Source organism: Novosphingobium sp. KN65.2, assembly GCF_001368935.1.
Classification (GTDB): domain Bacteria; phylum Pseudomonadota; class Alphaproteobacteria; order Sphingomonadales; family Sphingomonadaceae; genus Novosphingobium; species Novosphingobium mathurense.
Window position 1 is genome coordinate 109,385 of the sequence record NZ_CCBH010000170.1, and the last position, 15,836, is coordinate 125,220.

15 protein-coding genes and 1 tRNA gene are annotated in these 15,836 nt (G+C 65.3%); 3 read left to right on the plus strand and 13 right to left on the minus strand.

Features of this window, described 5'->3' with window-relative positions; all coding sequences use genetic code 11:
• Window positions 1-67: 67 nt before the first annotated feature.
• A complete protein-coding gene (locus SPHV1_RS16505; protein ID WP_054947120.1) occupies window positions 68-781 on the minus strand; it encodes a pirin family protein in 714 nt (237 codons plus the stop codon).
• 182 nt (window positions 782-963) lie between these two features.
• On the opposite strand from SPHV1_RS16505, the gene fumC reads away from it, so the two are divergent.
• Together fumC and SPHV1_RS16515 are read left to right on the plus strand one after the other, a co-directional pair.
• Window positions 964-2,355, plus strand: coding sequence for a class II fumarate hydratase (fumC, locus tag SPHV1_RS16510; RefSeq protein ID WP_054947160.1), 1,392 nt, complete (start codon window positions 964-966; stop codon window positions 2,353-2,355).
• Between the two features lie 117 nt (window positions 2,356-2,472).
• Window positions 2,473-2,546 (plus strand) — tRNA-Gly (locus SPHV1_RS16515).
• Window positions 2,547-2,573: 27 nt separating this feature from the next.
• Here the strand turns inward: SPHV1_RS16515 and SPHV1_RS16520 are convergent.
• The 10 genes from SPHV1_RS16520 to SPHV1_RS16565 form a co-directional block, all read right to left on the minus strand.
• A complete protein-coding gene (locus SPHV1_RS16520; protein ID WP_054947121.1) occupies window positions 2,574-3,071 on the minus strand; it encodes a nuclear transport factor 2 family protein in 498 nt (165 codons plus the stop codon).
• Window positions 3,064-4,119, minus strand: coding sequence for an NADP-dependent oxidoreductase (locus SPHV1_RS16525; protein WP_054947122.1), 1,056 nt, complete (start codon window positions 4,117-4,119; stop codon window positions 3,064-3,066). Before SPHV1_RS16525 ends, SPHV1_RS16520 begins: the two co-directional genes overlap by 8 nt.
• Before the next feature lie 43 nt (window positions 4,120-4,162).
• The gene (locus SPHV1_RS16530; RefSeq protein WP_054947123.1) at window positions 4,163-4,465 is read right to left on the minus strand and encodes a putative quinol monooxygenase; all 303 of its coding nucleotides are present in this window, start codon (window positions 4,463-4,465) and stop codon (window positions 4,163-4,165) included.
• Window positions 4,466-4,501: 36 nt separating this feature from the next.
• Window positions 4,502-5,698: an SRPBCC family protein gene (locus SPHV1_RS16535; RefSeq protein ID WP_054947124.1), complete on the minus strand. Its 1,197-nt coding sequence runs from the start codon at window positions 5,696-5,698 to the stop codon at window positions 4,502-4,504.
• Between the two features lie 41 nt (window positions 5,699-5,739).
• Window positions 5,740-6,387, minus strand: a complete 648-nt coding sequence (locus tag SPHV1_RS16540; protein WP_231634713.1) for a Dabb family protein — start codon at window positions 6,385-6,387, stop codon at window positions 5,740-5,742.
• A gap of 120 nt (window positions 6,388-6,507) precedes the next feature.
• Window positions 6,508-7,095 carry a TetR/AcrR family transcriptional regulator gene (locus SPHV1_RS16545; RefSeq protein ID WP_054947125.1) on the minus strand — a complete coding sequence of 196 codons (588 nt, stop codon included), beginning with the start codon at window positions 7,093-7,095 and terminating at the stop codon, window positions 6,508-6,510.
• Between the two features lie 72 nt (window positions 7,096-7,167).
• Window positions 7,168-7,620, minus strand: coding sequence for a MaoC family dehydratase (locus SPHV1_RS16550; protein WP_054947126.1), 453 nt, complete (start codon window positions 7,618-7,620; stop codon window positions 7,168-7,170).
• The gene (locus SPHV1_RS16555; protein WP_054947162.1) at window positions 7,620-9,473 is read right to left on the minus strand and encodes an acetyl/propionyl/methylcrotonyl-CoA carboxylase subunit alpha; all 1,854 of its coding nucleotides are present in this window, start codon (window positions 9,471-9,473) and stop codon (window positions 7,620-7,622) included. The genes SPHV1_RS16550 and SPHV1_RS16555 overlap by 1 nt, the downstream gene beginning before the upstream one ends.
• 5 nt (window positions 9,474-9,478) lie before the next feature.
• The gene (locus SPHV1_RS16560; RefSeq protein ID WP_054947127.1) at window positions 9,479-11,080 is read right to left on the minus strand and encodes a carboxyl transferase domain-containing protein; all 1,602 of its coding nucleotides are present in this window, start codon (window positions 11,078-11,080) and stop codon (window positions 9,479-9,481) included.
• 330 nt (window positions 11,081-11,410) lie between these two features.
• Window positions 11,411-12,436: a DUF2889 domain-containing protein gene (locus SPHV1_RS16565; protein ID WP_054947128.1), complete on the minus strand. Its 1,026-nt coding sequence runs from the start codon at window positions 12,434-12,436 to the stop codon at window positions 11,411-11,413.
• 227 nt (window positions 12,437-12,663) lie between these two features.
• Between SPHV1_RS16565 and SPHV1_RS16570 the strand changes: the two genes are divergently transcribed.
• Window positions 12,664-14,118 (plus strand): NAD-dependent succinate-semialdehyde dehydrogenase, encoded by a 1,455-nt coding sequence (locus SPHV1_RS16570; RefSeq protein WP_054947129.1) that lies wholly within the window; start codon window positions 12,664-12,666, stop codon window positions 14,116-14,118.
• Window positions 14,119-14,143: 25 nt separating this feature from the next.
• Here SPHV1_RS16570 and SPHV1_RS16575 read toward each other — a convergent pair whose 3' ends face one another.
• Entirely contained in the window at window positions 14,144-15,001 is an 858-nt protein-coding gene (locus SPHV1_RS16575; RefSeq protein ID WP_054947130.1) for a DUF2182 domain-containing protein, read from the minus strand.
• Window positions 15,001-15,633, minus strand: a complete 633-nt coding sequence (locus SPHV1_RS16580; protein ID WP_054947131.1) for a DUF1326 domain-containing protein — start codon at window positions 15,631-15,633, stop codon at window positions 15,001-15,003. Before SPHV1_RS16580 ends, SPHV1_RS16575 begins: the two co-directional genes overlap by 1 nt.
• Window positions 15,634-15,836 lie beyond the last annotated feature (203 nt).

The following is a 15,836-nucleotide window of genomic DNA, read 5'->3' on the forward strand; positions in this document are numbered from 1 at the left end:
GGGCACTCTCCTCAGGAACTGCGGGGATCGGCGGGCGCGCCATGCACGCCCGCCTCTCTCATCGGTTTCAGGCCGCGTCGACCAGGACGATCTCGCTGTCGTCCAGCGCCGTAACGCGCAGGACCTCGACATCGTTCACGGCAACGCCATCGCGTTCGCGCGCTTCGACTCCGTCACTCTCGCCTCCTTCTACACGGACCTGGCCGGTCGCGGGAACAAGATAGGCCTTGCGGTCGCGGCCCAGCGGGTACTCGGCCGTCTCGCCGGCCTTGAGCGTTGCCGCCACGACCCTCGCATCGGTGCGGATCGGCAGGGCATCGCCATCGCCGTCATAGCCCGAGGCCAGGGTGACGAACCGGCCCGAACGCTCGCCCTTGGGAAAGGGCCGCGCGCCCCAGCTCGGCGCATCGCCGCTGCGGGTGGGGATGATCCAGATCTGGAAGATCTTCGTGGTCACATCCTCCAGGTTGTATTCCGAATGGCGAATGCCGGTGCCCGCGCTCATCACCTGGACGTCGCCGGCCTCGGTGCGGCCCTTGTTGCCAAGGCTGTCCTCGTGGGTGATCGCGCCTTCGCGAACGTAAGTGATGATCTCCATGTCGGCATGCGGGTGCGGCGGGAAGCCCGTGCCCGGCGCGATCGTGTCGTCGTTCCAGACGCGCAGGTTGCCCCAGTGCACCCGCGCCGGATCATGGTAGCCGGCGAAGGAGAAGTGATGCTTGGCATAGAGCCAACCGTGATTGGCACCGCCAAGGCTTTCGAAAGGACGCAGTTCGATCATCGTATGTCTCCGGCGGGCAGCGGGGGCCGCCCGGTCGACCGTTCATATATGCCCATCCGCCCCTACGGATAACCGGAATAAAATCGTCCAAGATGTTCGAATAAGTGGAAATGATGAAACTGCCGGCACCATCCCCATGTGGAGTGCCGGGGGAAGCGCTGCCAGCCTTCAACGGAGCCGACATGACAGATACCCGCATCGAACGCGACACCATGGGCGAGATCGCCGTGCCCGCAGACCGCCTGTGGGGGGCGCAGACCCAGCGTTCCTTCGAGAACTTCCGGATCGGGGGAGAGCGCATGCCTCTCGCGATCGTGCACGCCATCGCCCAGATCAAGCGCGCCGCCGCCCGCGTGAATCGGCGCCTCGGCAAGCTCGACCCGCATCTGACCGAGGCGATCGTCACGGCCGCCGACGAAGTGATCGCGGGCAAGCTCGACGATCACTTCCCGCTGGTCGTCTGGCAGACCGGTTCGGGGACGCAGAGCAACATGAACGTCAACGAGGTGATCGCCAACCGCGCCAACCAGTTGCTCGGCGGCGAGCCGGGCGACCAGAAGCCGGTCCATCCCAACGACCACGTCAACCGCAGCCAGTCGTCGAACGACACATTCCCCACCGCCATCCACATCGCCGCAGCACACGCGCTGACAGCAAGGCTGCTGCCGCAGCTCACCGCCATGGCCGAAGTGCTGGAAGCCAAGGCCGCGCAATGGGCGCGGATCGTGAAGATCGGGCGCACCCATACACAGGACGCGACGCCCCTCACGCTCGGGCAGGAGTTCTCCGGCTATGCCGCGCAAGTGCGCGCCGGGATCGAACGGATCGAAACGACGCTTCCGGGCATCTGCCGCATCGCCCAGGGCGGGACCGCAGTCGGCACCGGGATCAACGCTCCGGTGGGTTTTGCCGTGGCCATCGCCGCCGAACTCGCGGAGGCGACCGGGCTGCCCCTCGTCACCGCACCCAACAAGTTCGAGGCGCTCGCCGCGCAGGATGCACTGATCTTCACCCATGGCGCGCTCAACACGCTGGCAGCCTCGCTCTACAAGATCGCCAACGACATCCGCTTCCTCGGATCCGGCCCGCGCGCGGGACTGGGCGAGCTGGCCCTGCCCGCCAACGAGCCGGGTTCCTCGATCATGCCGGGGAAGGTCAATCCGACCCAGTGCGAAGCGATGACCCAGGTCTGCAGCCAGGTTTTCGGCAATCACGCGACCCTGACTTTCGCAGACAGCCAGGGGCAGTTCGAACTCAACGTCTATCGCCCGGTCATGGCCTACAACGCCCTGCAGTCGATCACCCTGCTTGCCGATGCCGCGCAGAGCTTCCGCGAACACCTCCTCGACGGGCTCGAACCGCGCGAGGACAACATCGCCGCGGGCGTCGAACGCTCGCTCATGCTGGTCACCGCACTGGCCCCGCAGATCGGCTACGAAGCCGCTGCGAAGATCGCCAAGAGCGCGCAGGAAAGCGGCAAGACCCTGCGCGAGGCCGCCGTGGAAGGCGGGGCCGTCTCCGCCGAAGACTTCGACCGCATCGTGCGTCCCGAAACGATGACCGGCCCAAGTTGAAGCAACCTGCAAGAGATCCGTTGACGACCCGGCCAGACCCATGGCACTAGGCCCGCCGCCCCAGTGGAAGTCCAAAGGATTTCCCGGCGCGCGCCAGACGAGCCAATTCGTCGAAACGCGGGTGTAGCTCAATGGTAGAGCAGAAGCTTCCCAAGCTTACGACGAGGGTTCGATTCCCTTCACCCGCTCCAGGCGCCACTGCCGGTTCGCGGCGGTTCCTATCCTATCGCAAACGGATGCGTCGGTGAGAGGCCGTCGCCGAAGTTCATCGGTCCGGTTCGGTCATCGGTTGCACGCGCGGCGCGGTCGAACAGGTTGAGCACGTAAGTCAGGCCGGACAGGCGCCACTCGCCATCGCGGCGTTCGGCTTCGAAGAGGTAGCGGCCCCAGAACGTGTCGTCGATGCCGGGCGCCGGATCGTCGGTGCGGCAAACGATGACCGAGCCGGCGTCGATCCTCGCGCGGTCGCCTGCCAGGGTAATCGCGGGAATGGCGAACATGTGCAGGCGGCGCGCATAGCCTTCCTCAAGCCGGGCGACAAAGCCCCGGTATTCCTCGAAGGTGCCCTTGAACATGCCGAAGTCGAACGTCGCCTCGGGCCAGAAAACCGCGTCGAGCCGGTCCCATTCGATCCAGTCGATGAGATTGCCGTATTCGGCCACCAGATCGGTCAGGCGGGCCCGGGCAACGAGGGCGGCAAGCCCCGCTTCAGGCATGATCCGCAATCTTCCAGTCGGCGAGCGTCGACACGCTATCGTCGATACGTACGAGCGTCTTGCCGGAGGTCTTGCCAGACATCAGGCGGATGAACGCCTCGGGCGTCGCTTCCAGACCCGTGGCGACGTTTTCGGTGGCGATCAGGTCGCCCGAGCGGATCCACTGCGCCAGCGCCTCCTCGGCCTCGTGCAGCATGTCGAGTGCCTCGTAGGCGAGAAAGCCGCGCATGGTGATGCGGTTGACCAGCACCTGCCAGATATTGCGCAGGCGATAGGGATCGGTCTGGTGGTTGTAGTTGGCGATCATGCCGCAGACCGGAATGCGCCCGAATGCCTTCATCCGGGGCAGTACCGTGTCCAGCGTCACGCCGCCGACATTGTCGAAATAGAGGTCTATCCCATCGGGGAAGTGCTTCGCGATCTCGGCGTCGAGGTCCTTGCAATCGCGATAGTTGATGGCGCCGTCCATGCCGAGTTCCTCGGTAATGATCCGCGCCTTCTCGTCCGAACCGACCGTACCGACGACGCGGCAGCCCGAGAGCCTGGCCACCTGCCCCGCGACCGATCCCACGGCGCCCGCCGCCGCGCTGATCAGCACTTCATCGCCTTCGCGCATCTCGCCATAGCGCTTGAGCCCGACATAGGCCGTGATGCCCGACCAGCCGGCCGCGCCCATGTAGGCGGTAAGCGGCAGGTCCTCGGCCACGCGCACGTTCTCGAAGGCGACGCTGCCGGGCGCGATAATCGAATGGGTTTCCCAGCCGATGAAGGCACGGCCATAATCGCCTTCCCTGAAATCCGGATTGCGCGACTGGACGACGCGGCCCAGCACCATGGTCGGGATCAGGCCGCCGATCGGGACCGGCGGCAGGTAGCTCTTCACGTCGTCGAGCATCCCGCGCACGGCCGGGTCAATCGCGAAGACGCGGTTCTCCAGCAGGACCTGCCCTTCCCCGAGTTCGGGCAGCGCCACTTCCTCGATACGGAAGTTCTCCGGGACCGGAACGCCGCTGGGGCGCGATTCGAGGACGATACGGCGGTTCATCATGGCGGTCTTCTCCCGGTAATTTCTGGCGTTGCGGCGCGCTCGGTCAGTCGGCGAAGCCGCGTTCCCTGTCGGCGTCGAACTTGCGCACGCCCGAGGTGTCGATGCTGTCGGCCCATGCGCCCAGGACGCCGAGGACCGCCGGTTGCCCTAGGTGAACCGCCAGCGCCTCCTCATCGCGCCAGCGCTCGTAGACGAGTACGGTGCCCTCTTCCCGGCTGTCGACGGCGAAGTGGTAGTTGAGGCAACCGTCCTCCTGCAGCGTCGCGGCAACGAGACCGCGCAGGGTTTCGGCCAGTTCATCGACGCGATCAGGCGACGTCTTGAGGTGTCCGGCAAGGATGATCATGGCTTCAGGCCCTCTCGTTTTTTCTGTCGGGCGCCATCAATCGGCGCGCAGCAAGGGTTCGGGCACTGTCCCTTGTGACAGGTAATGCGCGATCCACTTGTGGAAGTACTGGTTGCCCAGTTCGTTGCGGCCGAAAGTGACGTGCCCGCTGCGCTGCGCTTCCAGCCCCTGCTGCACGCGCATGCCCATCAGATAGTCCTCCTTCTCGACGACGTCGAAGAAGAAGTCGCTCATCCGGTCGAGCTCCTCCCGCTCGGCTTCGGACGCCGGGGCCGTCGGGAAGATATAGTTCATGACGGTGACGTTGCGCCCCGGCGCATCGCCGGGGAAGAGCTGCGCGACCTGACACATCTCGGGCGCAAGAAACATCGCGAAGTTGGGAAAGAGCATGCGGATGAAGTCGTAGTTCAGGTTCTCCCGCTCGCCCCATTCCTCGCGCGGCAGGTCCTTCAGTTCGACGATGCGATGCTGCGGGTAGGAGAGGCGGATGTGCGGGCCGAATGCCTCGTAATAGGCGCGGTTCGAAGGTGTGCGCGGCAGGACCGTTTCGGGATGCGCGGCCTGGAAGTGATAGCCCTCGAGGTATCCGTCGTAGGCGACTTTCCAGTTGGCGCCCTGCATCGGCCGGGACTTGTGGAAGTACCATGTCTCCAGCCTGAGCGCGGCGAAGTCGTCGAGCATGCCGCCAAGGAACGCAGGGACGTCCATGGGCAGACCGGGCGTGAGGATCGCGAAGATCATCCCGGCCACTTCCTGACAGGGCAGTTCGGTCAGGCCGAGCGTGGACTTGTCGACATCGCCGAACGTACTGGCCTCGGTAATGCCGAGCAGGCGCCCGTCGCTGGCATATGTCCAGCCATGGTAGGGGCAGGAAAAGGCGCGGCAATTGCCCCTTCCCCCGTTCTCACCCTCATCGACCAGCTTCATCGCCCGGTGACGGCAGACGTTGAGGAAGGCCCGCGCCTTGCCATCGCTGCCGCGGGTCAGGAGTACCGGCATGCCCATCGGCGACATCGCCTTGTAGTCGCCCTTTTCGGGCATCTCGATGGTCAGTGCCAGCATCAGCGGCAGGCGCTTGAAGATCAGGTCGATCTCGCTCTGCCACTGCTCCGGATCAAGGTAGCTTTCGACCGGCACCTGCATGGTCGAGCCGGTCCGATCGGTGGTCTTCGCCTCGACGAAGTGGAGCAGCTTTTCCGCCACTTCGCCGTAAGCCTCGCGCATTTCGGTCATCGCGCCATCTCCCATGCCTTGCCGGGCCAACCCGGCACTCTTTACCAGGCGGGGCCATCGCCCTCGGGCGTGGCCGGGCCGGTGAGCCAGTCGCCGGTGATGCCGATTTTCACCTCTGTCCCGCGGGCCACTTCGGTTTGCGGGTCGGGGGTCTGGAACATGATGCGGTTGGGGGCCCAGACCGATCCCAAGATCTCTTCCTCGTCGCTCGAGAGCGAGAGGCCGACCGTCTCCAGCATTTCCTTCGCCCGCTCGCGGGTCTGGCCGCGGATTTCGGGGACCCAGGCCTTGCCGGCATCGTCATGCAGCCTGAGCACGCGGGCCCTTTCACGCTCGGCCTCCTCGGCGGCGAGCTTCTCGTCGAATTCGGGGCCGTGGTAGTCGATCTCCCAGTCGAAGGAGATCATGTTCTCCAGGATGTCGGGCAGGAACGGCGTCATGCGCAAGTGCGCCCAGTGGGACATGTAGCGATCCATCGCCTCGTAGCTGTCGATGTCGCAGCAGTTGGCGAAGTCGAAGTCGCCCGAATGGTAACGCGTCTTGACGCACAGGCCGTGGCTGTAGTCGCGCACTTCGCGGTTCAGGTGGGAGAGCTTCTTCACCTCCTCCAGGAAGATGTCGATCTTCTCCTGCGGGGCGTCCTTCTTGAACTTGATCATCACGACATGCCGGATCACATCTTTCTCCATCGCTGCGGCCGCGCCTTCGGGTCCTGCCTTCAGCGGCAGGGGTGGGCCCTGTTGTTGGAGGGGAGACTAACCCGGATCGCTATTTATGATGCCTGTCAGATTAAACAGGTCGCGCCGGTTTCAGCCACCTTCGGCGAGACCGATATCCCTGAGTTGGGCGGCCAGCACTTCATGCATCCGCTCTACCGTCCAGTCATCGGGTGCGAAGCAGGCTTCCAGCCCGATCCCGGCGACTGCGGCAATCAGGCGACGGGCTGCAGCCTGCATCTGCGGATCGCGCTCCGGCCTGCCGAGCCGCTCGGCCAGCATCGCGCGGTAAAGCGCAAGACTGTCTTCCGCGGCGCGGCGGCGTTCTTCGAGGTAGGCCGGTTCGAGATGCGCGCGCGACCAGAAGGCCAGCCACACCCGCCAGTTGCGCCGCGAAGCCTCACCGACGGGCAGGATCGCATCGAAGCATTCGAGCAGCGGGCGTCCCGCAGCATGCGCCTCCTGCAGGCGCTCGCCCGCCCGCGCGTTAGCCACCTGATAGACCTTGAACAGCAGTTCGTTCTTGTTGCGGAAATAGTGCGAGACGATCGAGGTGCTGCACCCGTTTGCTGCAGCAATCTCGCGGAAGGTCAGGGCTTCGATGCCCTTCTCGGCGACGAGATCGAAGGCGACCGACACCACTTCCGCCCGCCGTTCTTCCCTGTCGACCACGATCGGCATTGCCCGCGCACCCTCACTCGCACCTGATACCACCCGCCTTGGTCACAGGCCGGCCAGTGTCAAGTCCGGGGGCTACTTCGGTTTGCTGTTCAGCAGGGTGCTGCGCTGGCAGGACAGGACGACTTCACCCTTCTGGTTGGTCAGTTCATGACGGAAGACCACGATGCCCTGCCCGGGCCGCGACTTGCTTTCGCGCAACTCGATCACTTCGCTGGTGCAGGTGAGCGTATCGCCGATGAAGGTCGGCTTGGGCGTCACCACCTTGTCGAAGCCGAGATTGGCGACGAGCGTGCCCACCGTCGTGTCGGCAACCGACAGGCCGATGGCGAGGCTGAAGGTGAAAGTCGAATTGACGAGGATGCGGCCGAATTCGCTCTTCCTCGCCAGTTCCGCATCGAGATGCAGCGGCTGCATGTTGTGGGTCATGGCCGAGAACATCAGGTTGTCGGTCTCGGTGACGGTACGGCTCGGCTGGTGCGTCAGCTTGTCGCCGACGTGCCATTCATCGAAGTAACGGCCCGGCATTACTCGGTCTCCTCGATCTGCACGAGCAGGGCATCGACCTGCACCAGCGTGCCTTCCTCGACGTCGATCTTCGCGACCACGCCGTCGAACGGAGCGGTCAGGGCGTGCTCCATCTTCATCGCCTCCAGCGTGAGCAGTTTCTGTCCGCGGGTGACGGTATCGCCCTGCGCGACGTCGACCGCGATGACCTTGCCAGGCATCGGCGCGTGGATCGCGCCGGAACCATCGGCCGCGCCATGCGCAGCATCGTGCCGCCAGGGCGAGAGCAGCCAGGCCTGCCCCTGCTCGGTCACCAGCACGCTCGACACCGGCTCATCGCTGCCTTCTCCGGTCAGCGCGATCTCCACCTTCTCGCCATCGAGCAGGAACCATGCTGCACGTGCCGGCGCAGCATTGAGGCGAAAGCCGGCCATGTCGGTAACCGGCAGCATGGCATTGGCCGCCGCCTGCAGCACGTCGTCCGAAGGCACCGGCGGCTGCGCCATCGCCTCGCCGTCGCGCCCGATCAGGCCGGTGTCGACATCGCCGGACACGAACTGCGGATGCTGCAGCGCGCGGACCAGGAAAGAGGCATTGGTCCGGACCGGCCAGACCGCGGTATCGGCGAGCATCTCGCCCAGCCGCTCGCGCGCCTCGTCGCGATCCTCACCCCAGGCGATGACCTTGGCGATCATCGGGTCGTAGTGCGGCGAAACTTCCGCACCTTCATAGACGCCGGTATCGATGCGGCCCCAGCCCTCGGCACCTTCGGCCTCGCCGAACTGCAGCAATTCGAGCGTGCCGATGCTCGGCAGGAAGCCGCGCGCAGGGTCTTCCGCATAGAGGCGCGCTTCCATCGCCCAACCGTCGATGGTGAGGTCGTCCTGGCGCATCGGGATCGGCTCGCCACTGGCAACGCGCAACTGCCACTCGACCAGATCGACGCCGGTGATCGCCTCGGTCACCGGATGTTCGACCTGCAGGCGCGTGTTCATTTCCATGAACCAGATCCGGTCCGCCGAGAGCTTGCCCGAACCGTCGGCGATGAATTCGATGGTCCCCGCGCCGACGTAGTCGACGGCCTTGGCTGCACGCACCGCTGCAGCACAAAGCGCCTCGCGGGTGGCCGCATCCATGCCCGGTGCGGGGGCTTCCTCGATCACCTTCTGATGGCGGCGCTGCAACGAGCAGTCGCGCTCGAAGAGGTGGACGACGTTGCCGTGGCTGTCGCCGAAGACCTGCACTTCGATATGGCGCGGGCTGGCGATGTACTTTTCGATCAGGACATGGTCGTTGCCGAAGCTCGCCGCTGCTTCGCGCTTGCAGGAAACCAGCGCGTCGGCGAAATCCTCCTCGCTCTCGACCAGTCGCATGCCCTTGCCGCCGCCCCCCGCGACAGCCTTGATCAGGACAGGATAGCCGACCTTGAGGGCTTCCTCGGCGAGGAAGGAAGTCGACTGGTCCTCGCCCATGTAGCCCGGCGTCACCGGAACCCCGGCCTCGGCCATCAGCGTCTTGGCAGCGTCCTTCAGGCCCATCGCCGTGATCGAGGAAGGCTTGGGCCCGACCCACACGATCCCGGCATCGATCACCGCCTGCGCGAAAGCCGCGTTCTCGGACAGGAAACCGTAACCGGGATGGATCGCCTCGGTCCCGGTCTGCAGGGCAGCTGCGATGATCTTCTCGCCCACAAGATAGGATTCGCGCGTGGGGGCAGGGCCGATGTGGACCGCTTCGTCCGCCTCGCGAACGTGCAGTGCGTCGGCATCGGCGTCGGAATAGACCGCCACCGTGCGGATGCCGAGCGCGCGCGCGGTGCGAATGACCCGGCAGGCGATTTCGCCGCGATTGGCGATAAGGAGAGACTGGATCATGGCCATTACATCCTGAACACGCCGAATTGCGGACCTTCGGGCATCGGCGCCTCGAGCGCTGCAGCCAGCGCAAGACCCAGCACGTCACGGGTCTGCGCCGGATCGATCACGCCGTCGTCCCACAGCCGCGCGGTGGCGTAATAGGGATTGCCCTCATCCTCGTACTTCTGGCGGATCGGCGCCTTGAAGGCCTCGGCCTCGCGCTCGTCCCACTGGTCGGCGTCACGGTGGACGGTCGCCAGCACGCTTGCCGCCTGCTCGCCGCCCATCACCGAGATGCGGGCATTGGGCCAGGTGAACAGGAAACGCGGGGCGTAGGCCCTGCCGCACATGCCGTAATTGCCCGCCCCGAAGGACCCGCCGATCAACACGGTGATCTTGGGCACGCTGGCCGTCGCCACGGCGGTGACCAGCTTGGCGCCGTGCTTGGCGATACCTTCCGCCTCGTACTTGCCGCCGACCATGAAGCCCGAGATGTTCTGGAGGAACAGCAGCGGGATCTTGCGCTGGCAGGCCAGTTCGATGAAGTGCGCACCCTTCTGTGCGCTCTCGGAGAACAGCACGCCGTTGTTGGCAAGGATCGCCACCGGCATGCCGTGGATATGCGCAAAGCCGCAGACCAGCGTGCTGCCGTAGAGCGCCTTGAACTCATGGAACTCGCTGCCGTCGACGACGCGGGCGATCACCTCGTGCACGTCGTAGGGCGCGCGTACGTCTTCGGGGATCACTGCGTAGAGTTCCTCCGGATCGTACTTGGGCGGGCGCGGTTCCTGCAGGCGCAGGTCGTGCATGTGCTCAGGGCCGAGATGGCTGACGATGTCGCGCACGATCGTCAGCGCGTGTTCGTCGTTGTCGGCCAGGTGGTCGGTCACGCCCGACTTGCGCGAATGGAGATCGCCGCCGCCCAGGTCCTCGGCGGAGATGACTTCACCCGTCGCCGCCTTTACCAGCGGCGGACCGGCGAGGAAGATGGTGCCCTGCTCCTTCACGATCACCGTCTCGTCCGACATCGCCGGAACGTAGGCGCCGCCCGCGGTGCACGATCCCATGACGCAGGCGATCTGGGCGATGCGCCGGGCGCTCATGTTGGCCTGATTGAAGAAGATCCGGCCGAAGTGGTCCCTGTCGGGGAAGACCTCGGCCTGATGGGGCAGGTTGGCCCCGCCGGAATCGACGAGGTAGATGCACGGCAGGTTGTTCTCGAGCGCGATCTCCTGCGCCCGCAGGTGCTTCTTGACCGTCATCGGGTAATAGGTCCCGCCCTTGACGGTCGCATCGTTGCACACGATCATGCACTGGCGACCCGAAACGCGGCCGATCGCGGTGATGAGGCCCGCGCCGGGGATGTCTTCTCCATAAAGGCCGTTGGCTGCAAGCTGCCCCAGTTCGAGCAGCGGCGAACCGGGATCGAGCAGGCGCTCCACCCGCTCGCGCGGGAGCAGCTTGCCGCGGCTGACGTGGCGCTGGCGCGACTTCTCGCTACCGCCCAGCGCTGCCTTGGCGACCCTCTCACGCAGTTCGTCTGCCAATGCACGGTTGTGCAAGGCGCGGGCCCGGGCCTCGGGACTCTCGAGATTGATGCTGGTCTGGAGGACAGGCGCACTCATGCCCGGATCGTCCTTGTCGCTGCTGTGAGCATAACCCTCTTCACCGGTTCGTTCTGATTTGCAGCATCTATGTACCAAGGGCGAAACCTGTGGGGAAATTGAAAGTTTCCGGGGTACTTTATAGACAGTGTCTATGGACGATCGGCGAGTTCATAAAGGATTTGCAGTGTGGAGAGCGGCAATCCGGTCCATGTCTTCCCCACCCGAACCCGGGCTTGCGGGATGGCGCCGGAATGGCGGGAACCCCGCCTTCGCGGGGATGCCGGAGGGGCAGGGGTATGCGATGGGAATCGGACAGGCGCGGCACGGTGAGGCGAATTGGCGCGAAGCTCAGGCCTCTTGCGGCAGGTGTGCCACCAGGCCCGGAATGTCTGCCAAGGCGCGCAGGGCGTCGTTGAGGTGGGTGCAGCCGGCAGGGCCGCGCAGCATGGACAGGACTTCGTCGCGCATGTCGCCGATGCGCTTGCCGACCAGCCTCTGGGCATTGGCGATTGCGCCGGGGCATTCCGAGAAGGGCAGGATGCGCGCTTCGGGTTCGATGGAGAGGATCTCCAGCGCCCCGGTATCCGCCGTGACGCGCAGGTTGTACTCGTGAATGGCGACGCGGCCGCCCTGCTTGAGCTTGGCGCTGTCCTGAAAGGCGGAGTCGATGCGGATGACCCCGGCGGCGCGATCGCGCATGACATCGATGCGGCGCGCCCGGCGGAATCCGGGGCCCGGAGCTTGCGGGAATGCGTGCCAGCCTTCGGGATCGGCAGGGTTGCGCAAGTGCCCCGCGTCGGCATCGGCAACCGCATAGGGCGGCCCCTCGGGTGAGACACCGCTGTGCCCTTCCTTGAGCCCCCAGCAGATGTTCACGCGCTGCTCCAACTGCTTGCGATAAGCGACCTCGCCCACCTGCTCGCGGTGCCGTGCCATCAGTTCCGGCTCCCACTGCCACCGCGCGAAGGCAGAGACGAGCGCGGTGCCCGATATGTCGTCGAGCGTCAGGTAGAGCGGATCGTACGCGGCAATCAGCTCGGGCATGCGCTCTGCCAACACCATGCGCAGATGGCCTCCACCGCGCTCCCCGACCAGTTGACCGATCTTGGGATAGCCCGGTTCGGCAAGGATCGTGCGGATCGTCTTGTCGTCACCGATGCGCGCTTCGAAGGAACCTTCGGCGCAGACCTGCCCTGCGCCCCCCGTTGCCGGCGTGACGAGGTCGCGCGCGCGTCCGAAGAAGAGGCGTTCGCCGTCCAACCCATCGGGCCAGCAAACGTCGATGCTGCTCGTGCGGCGCACCGAATCCGCCGGCCTGATCGGTGCAGGATTGGCGGTGCTGCGCGGAGGCGGGGGCAGTTGGCTTGCAGTCATGACGTCCCCGTGTCCTGCTTTCCCGGTTCGATCAAGTCCGACCCACAGGATTTGAAGTTGCCCTGCCGGTAATGAATATGCAGCAATGCTAGTCCTATGGTCTGCGCTCGGGCGCTGCGACCCGGCGGCATTGAACAGTTGCCACGAGGTAATCGCCACCCTATCGATCACCCAAAGAAACGGCCCTGCCTGTCGGGGTCGACTTGAAGAACAGGGAAACTACTAGAATGGCGTACACCGACTTCCTCAAGCAGCAGTGCTACATCGACGGCAAGTGGTGCGATGCCGATTCTGGTGCCACCTTCGAAGTGACCGACCCCGGCAGCGGCAAAGTTCTCGGAACCGTGCCGAAGATGGGCAAGGACGAAACCGCGCGGGCCATCGATGCCGCCGAAGCCGCCCTGCCCGGCTGGCGGGCCAAGACGGCGGGTGAGCGCGCCAAGTTGCTGCGCAAGCTGTACGAACTGATGATGGAGCACCAGGACGACCTGGGCGAACTGCTCAGCCGCGAACAGGGCAAGCCCTTCGCCGAGGGCAAGGGCGAAATCGCCTATGGTGCCGGGTTCATCGAATGGTTCGGCGAAGAGGGCAAGCGCGCCTATGGCGACGTCATCCCCAGCCATGCCGCTGATCGCCGCATCGTCGTGATCAAGCAGGGCGTCGGCGTCGTCGGCGCGATCACTCCCTGGAACTTCCCCAATGCGATGATCACCCGCAAGCTCGGCCCGGCACTGGCGGCAGGCTGCACCATCGTCATCAAGCCCGCGTCGGCCACGCCCTATTCCGCGCTGGCCATCGCGGCGCTGTGCGAAATGGCGGGCATCCCGGCCGGCGTCGTCAATGTCGTGACCGGCAGTGCTGGCCAGATCGGCTCGGAGCTCACCAGCAATCCCAAGGTCGCCAAGATCACTTTCACCGGCTCGACCGAGATCGGCCGCGACCTGCTGCGCGAGAGCGCCGAAACGATCAAGAAGTGCTCGATGGAACTCGGCGGCAATGCCCCGTTCCTCGTCTTCGACGATGCCGATGTCGACGCCGCGATCGACGGCGCAATGATCTCCAAGTTCCGCAATGGCGGCCAGACCTGCGTGTGCACCAACCGCTTCTACGTGCAGGACGGCGTCTATGACGAGTTCGTCGAGAAGCTGGCCAAGCGGGTTTCGACGATGAAGGTCGGCTACGGCATGGACTCCGGCACCGACATCGGCCCGATGATCGATGAAAAGGCAGTCGAGAAGGTCGAGGAACACCTCGAAGACGCCAAGGCCGGCGGCGCCACCGTTCTGGCCGGCGGCCAGCGCAACGCCCTGGGCGGCACTTTCTTCAACCCGACCGTGATCGCAGGGGTGAAGCCCGACATGAAGATCGCCCGGGAAGAGACTTTCGGCCCGCTCGCCGGCGTTATCCGCTTCAAGGACGAGGCCGACGCCATCGCCATGGCCAACGACACCGAATTCGGCCTTGCCAGCTATTTCTATGCACGCGACCTCAGCCGCGTGTGGCGCGTCGCCGAAGCGCTGGAGGCAGGTATGGTCGGGATCAACACCGGCCTGATCTCCACCGAAGTGGCACCCTTCGGCGGGGTCAAGCAGTCGGGCCTGGGCCGCGAAGGTTCGCACTACGGCCTCGATGACTTCATGGAAGTGAAGTACCTGTGCATGGGCATCCAGCCCAGCGCCTGACTCCGACCTCAGGTTACGCCTCGGGTCACGCCAGGACGATCCACGTGCCCCAGGCGATGCAAGCCAGCCCCCCGGCAATCGCGATCCAGCGACCGCCGGGGAGCAGCTTCTCGGCGGCCACGACAAGCGTCAGGAACGCGATCCAGACGAGGTTCATCACGCCTCCGACGAACAGCAGCGCCATCAGCAGCCAGCAACATCCGGCGCAGTATGCCCCATGCAGCAGCCCCATGCGCAACGCGCCCGCCCGCCCGGGGCGATAGTGCCGCGTGAGGAACTGCGCGGGATTACGGCAATGGCGCAGGCAGGTCTCCTTGAAGGGCGATAGCTGGTAGAGCCCGGCAAGAAGGAGAACGACGGCGGAGAACGGCCGGCTGACCGAGACCATGTCCATACCGGCCATGATCCCGGCCCGTTCAAGCGCCATCTGCAGGACCGTCGCGACGAACGAGAACAGACCCCAGACAAGCAGGTAGCCGGACAGGAAACTGCCCGTCGCGGGGCGGGATCCGGCGGCCCCGGCGCTTCCGGCACGGGCGTGGAGCAGGATGGTGGAGGCCGCGGACGGCAGCATCATCGCCACCATCATCACCCACCACATCGCGAATGTGAGCAGGAAACGCGACAGGGCCCAGGGCGCAGCGGTCTCCGCCATCCCCGGCATCGCCCCCATCGATGCGCCCATGTGGCCGCTCATCGCATTGTCCGAGCCGTGCATCGTTGCCGGCGCGCCCGGCATCGGGTCAGGGAACCGGAAGCCCGGAGCCATGCCCGTGCCCGCCCCGCTCGCCAGCCAGATCCACGCCAATACCGTCAGGGCGAAGAGCATGGCGACGGTAACGGCGCGATGCCGTGTCAGCATGCCCTCAAGGGCGGTGGCCATCAGGCGCGCACGACCCCGTGGCTGTCGAGATGCAGGTTCGCGAACTGGCCATAGCTGTGGGAATGCTCGAGCTTCATCGGCGCGAAGGACCTGCTGGAACCGGACCCGATCTCGGCGATCTCGTATTCGAAGCCTTCGGGCAGGTTAATGCGGGCGCGCACTTCGGCGCCGTTCACCGGGCTGCGGATCGGCTCGCCGTCCATCTCGACGTGCCCTTCGATACGCAGCCGCCCGGTCCGCCCGTCGACGTCGACATCGAACTCGATCGGCACGAATCCGGGCGGGTGCATCGTCTCGATCGTCGAGGCGAAGACGGCGAACACCGTGGCGAAGGGATCGGTATCGCCGCCGGTCATGATCGTCAGAAGGGCATTGCGCTGTTCTTCGGTGGCCCGTTCATCGACGAAGGCGGCGCATTCGCCATGGCCTTCGTGGATGGGGCCGGGCCAGGAAAAGACGGCGGCGATGTTGAGTCCGGAAAGGTCGGTATCGCCGTGGACGCCTTCGTCTATCGCCATGCCGAAGACGGCCTGGCAATTGCCCTTGTCCGGCAGGCCGCCGAACTGGCAGTTGCAGCCGTACTCGCAATTGCAGTTGGCGAGTTCACGTCCCTTGAGTTTCCAGTATGCCATTGCTTCATCTCCCGTGAGCAATGCAGGCGCGCTGTCCGGCGCGCTCGGTATCCGTCTTTTAGCACGTTTCGTATGGCGAAGGGCTCTATTTGCGGTCCCGAGGGAGGTAATCCGACAGAACCCGGGCCTACGCCCTCTTCTTCACCGGGAATCGGCCCGAAAACGCCCGCCTGCACGCCCGGGGAGAGGGCACTTGCGGCGAC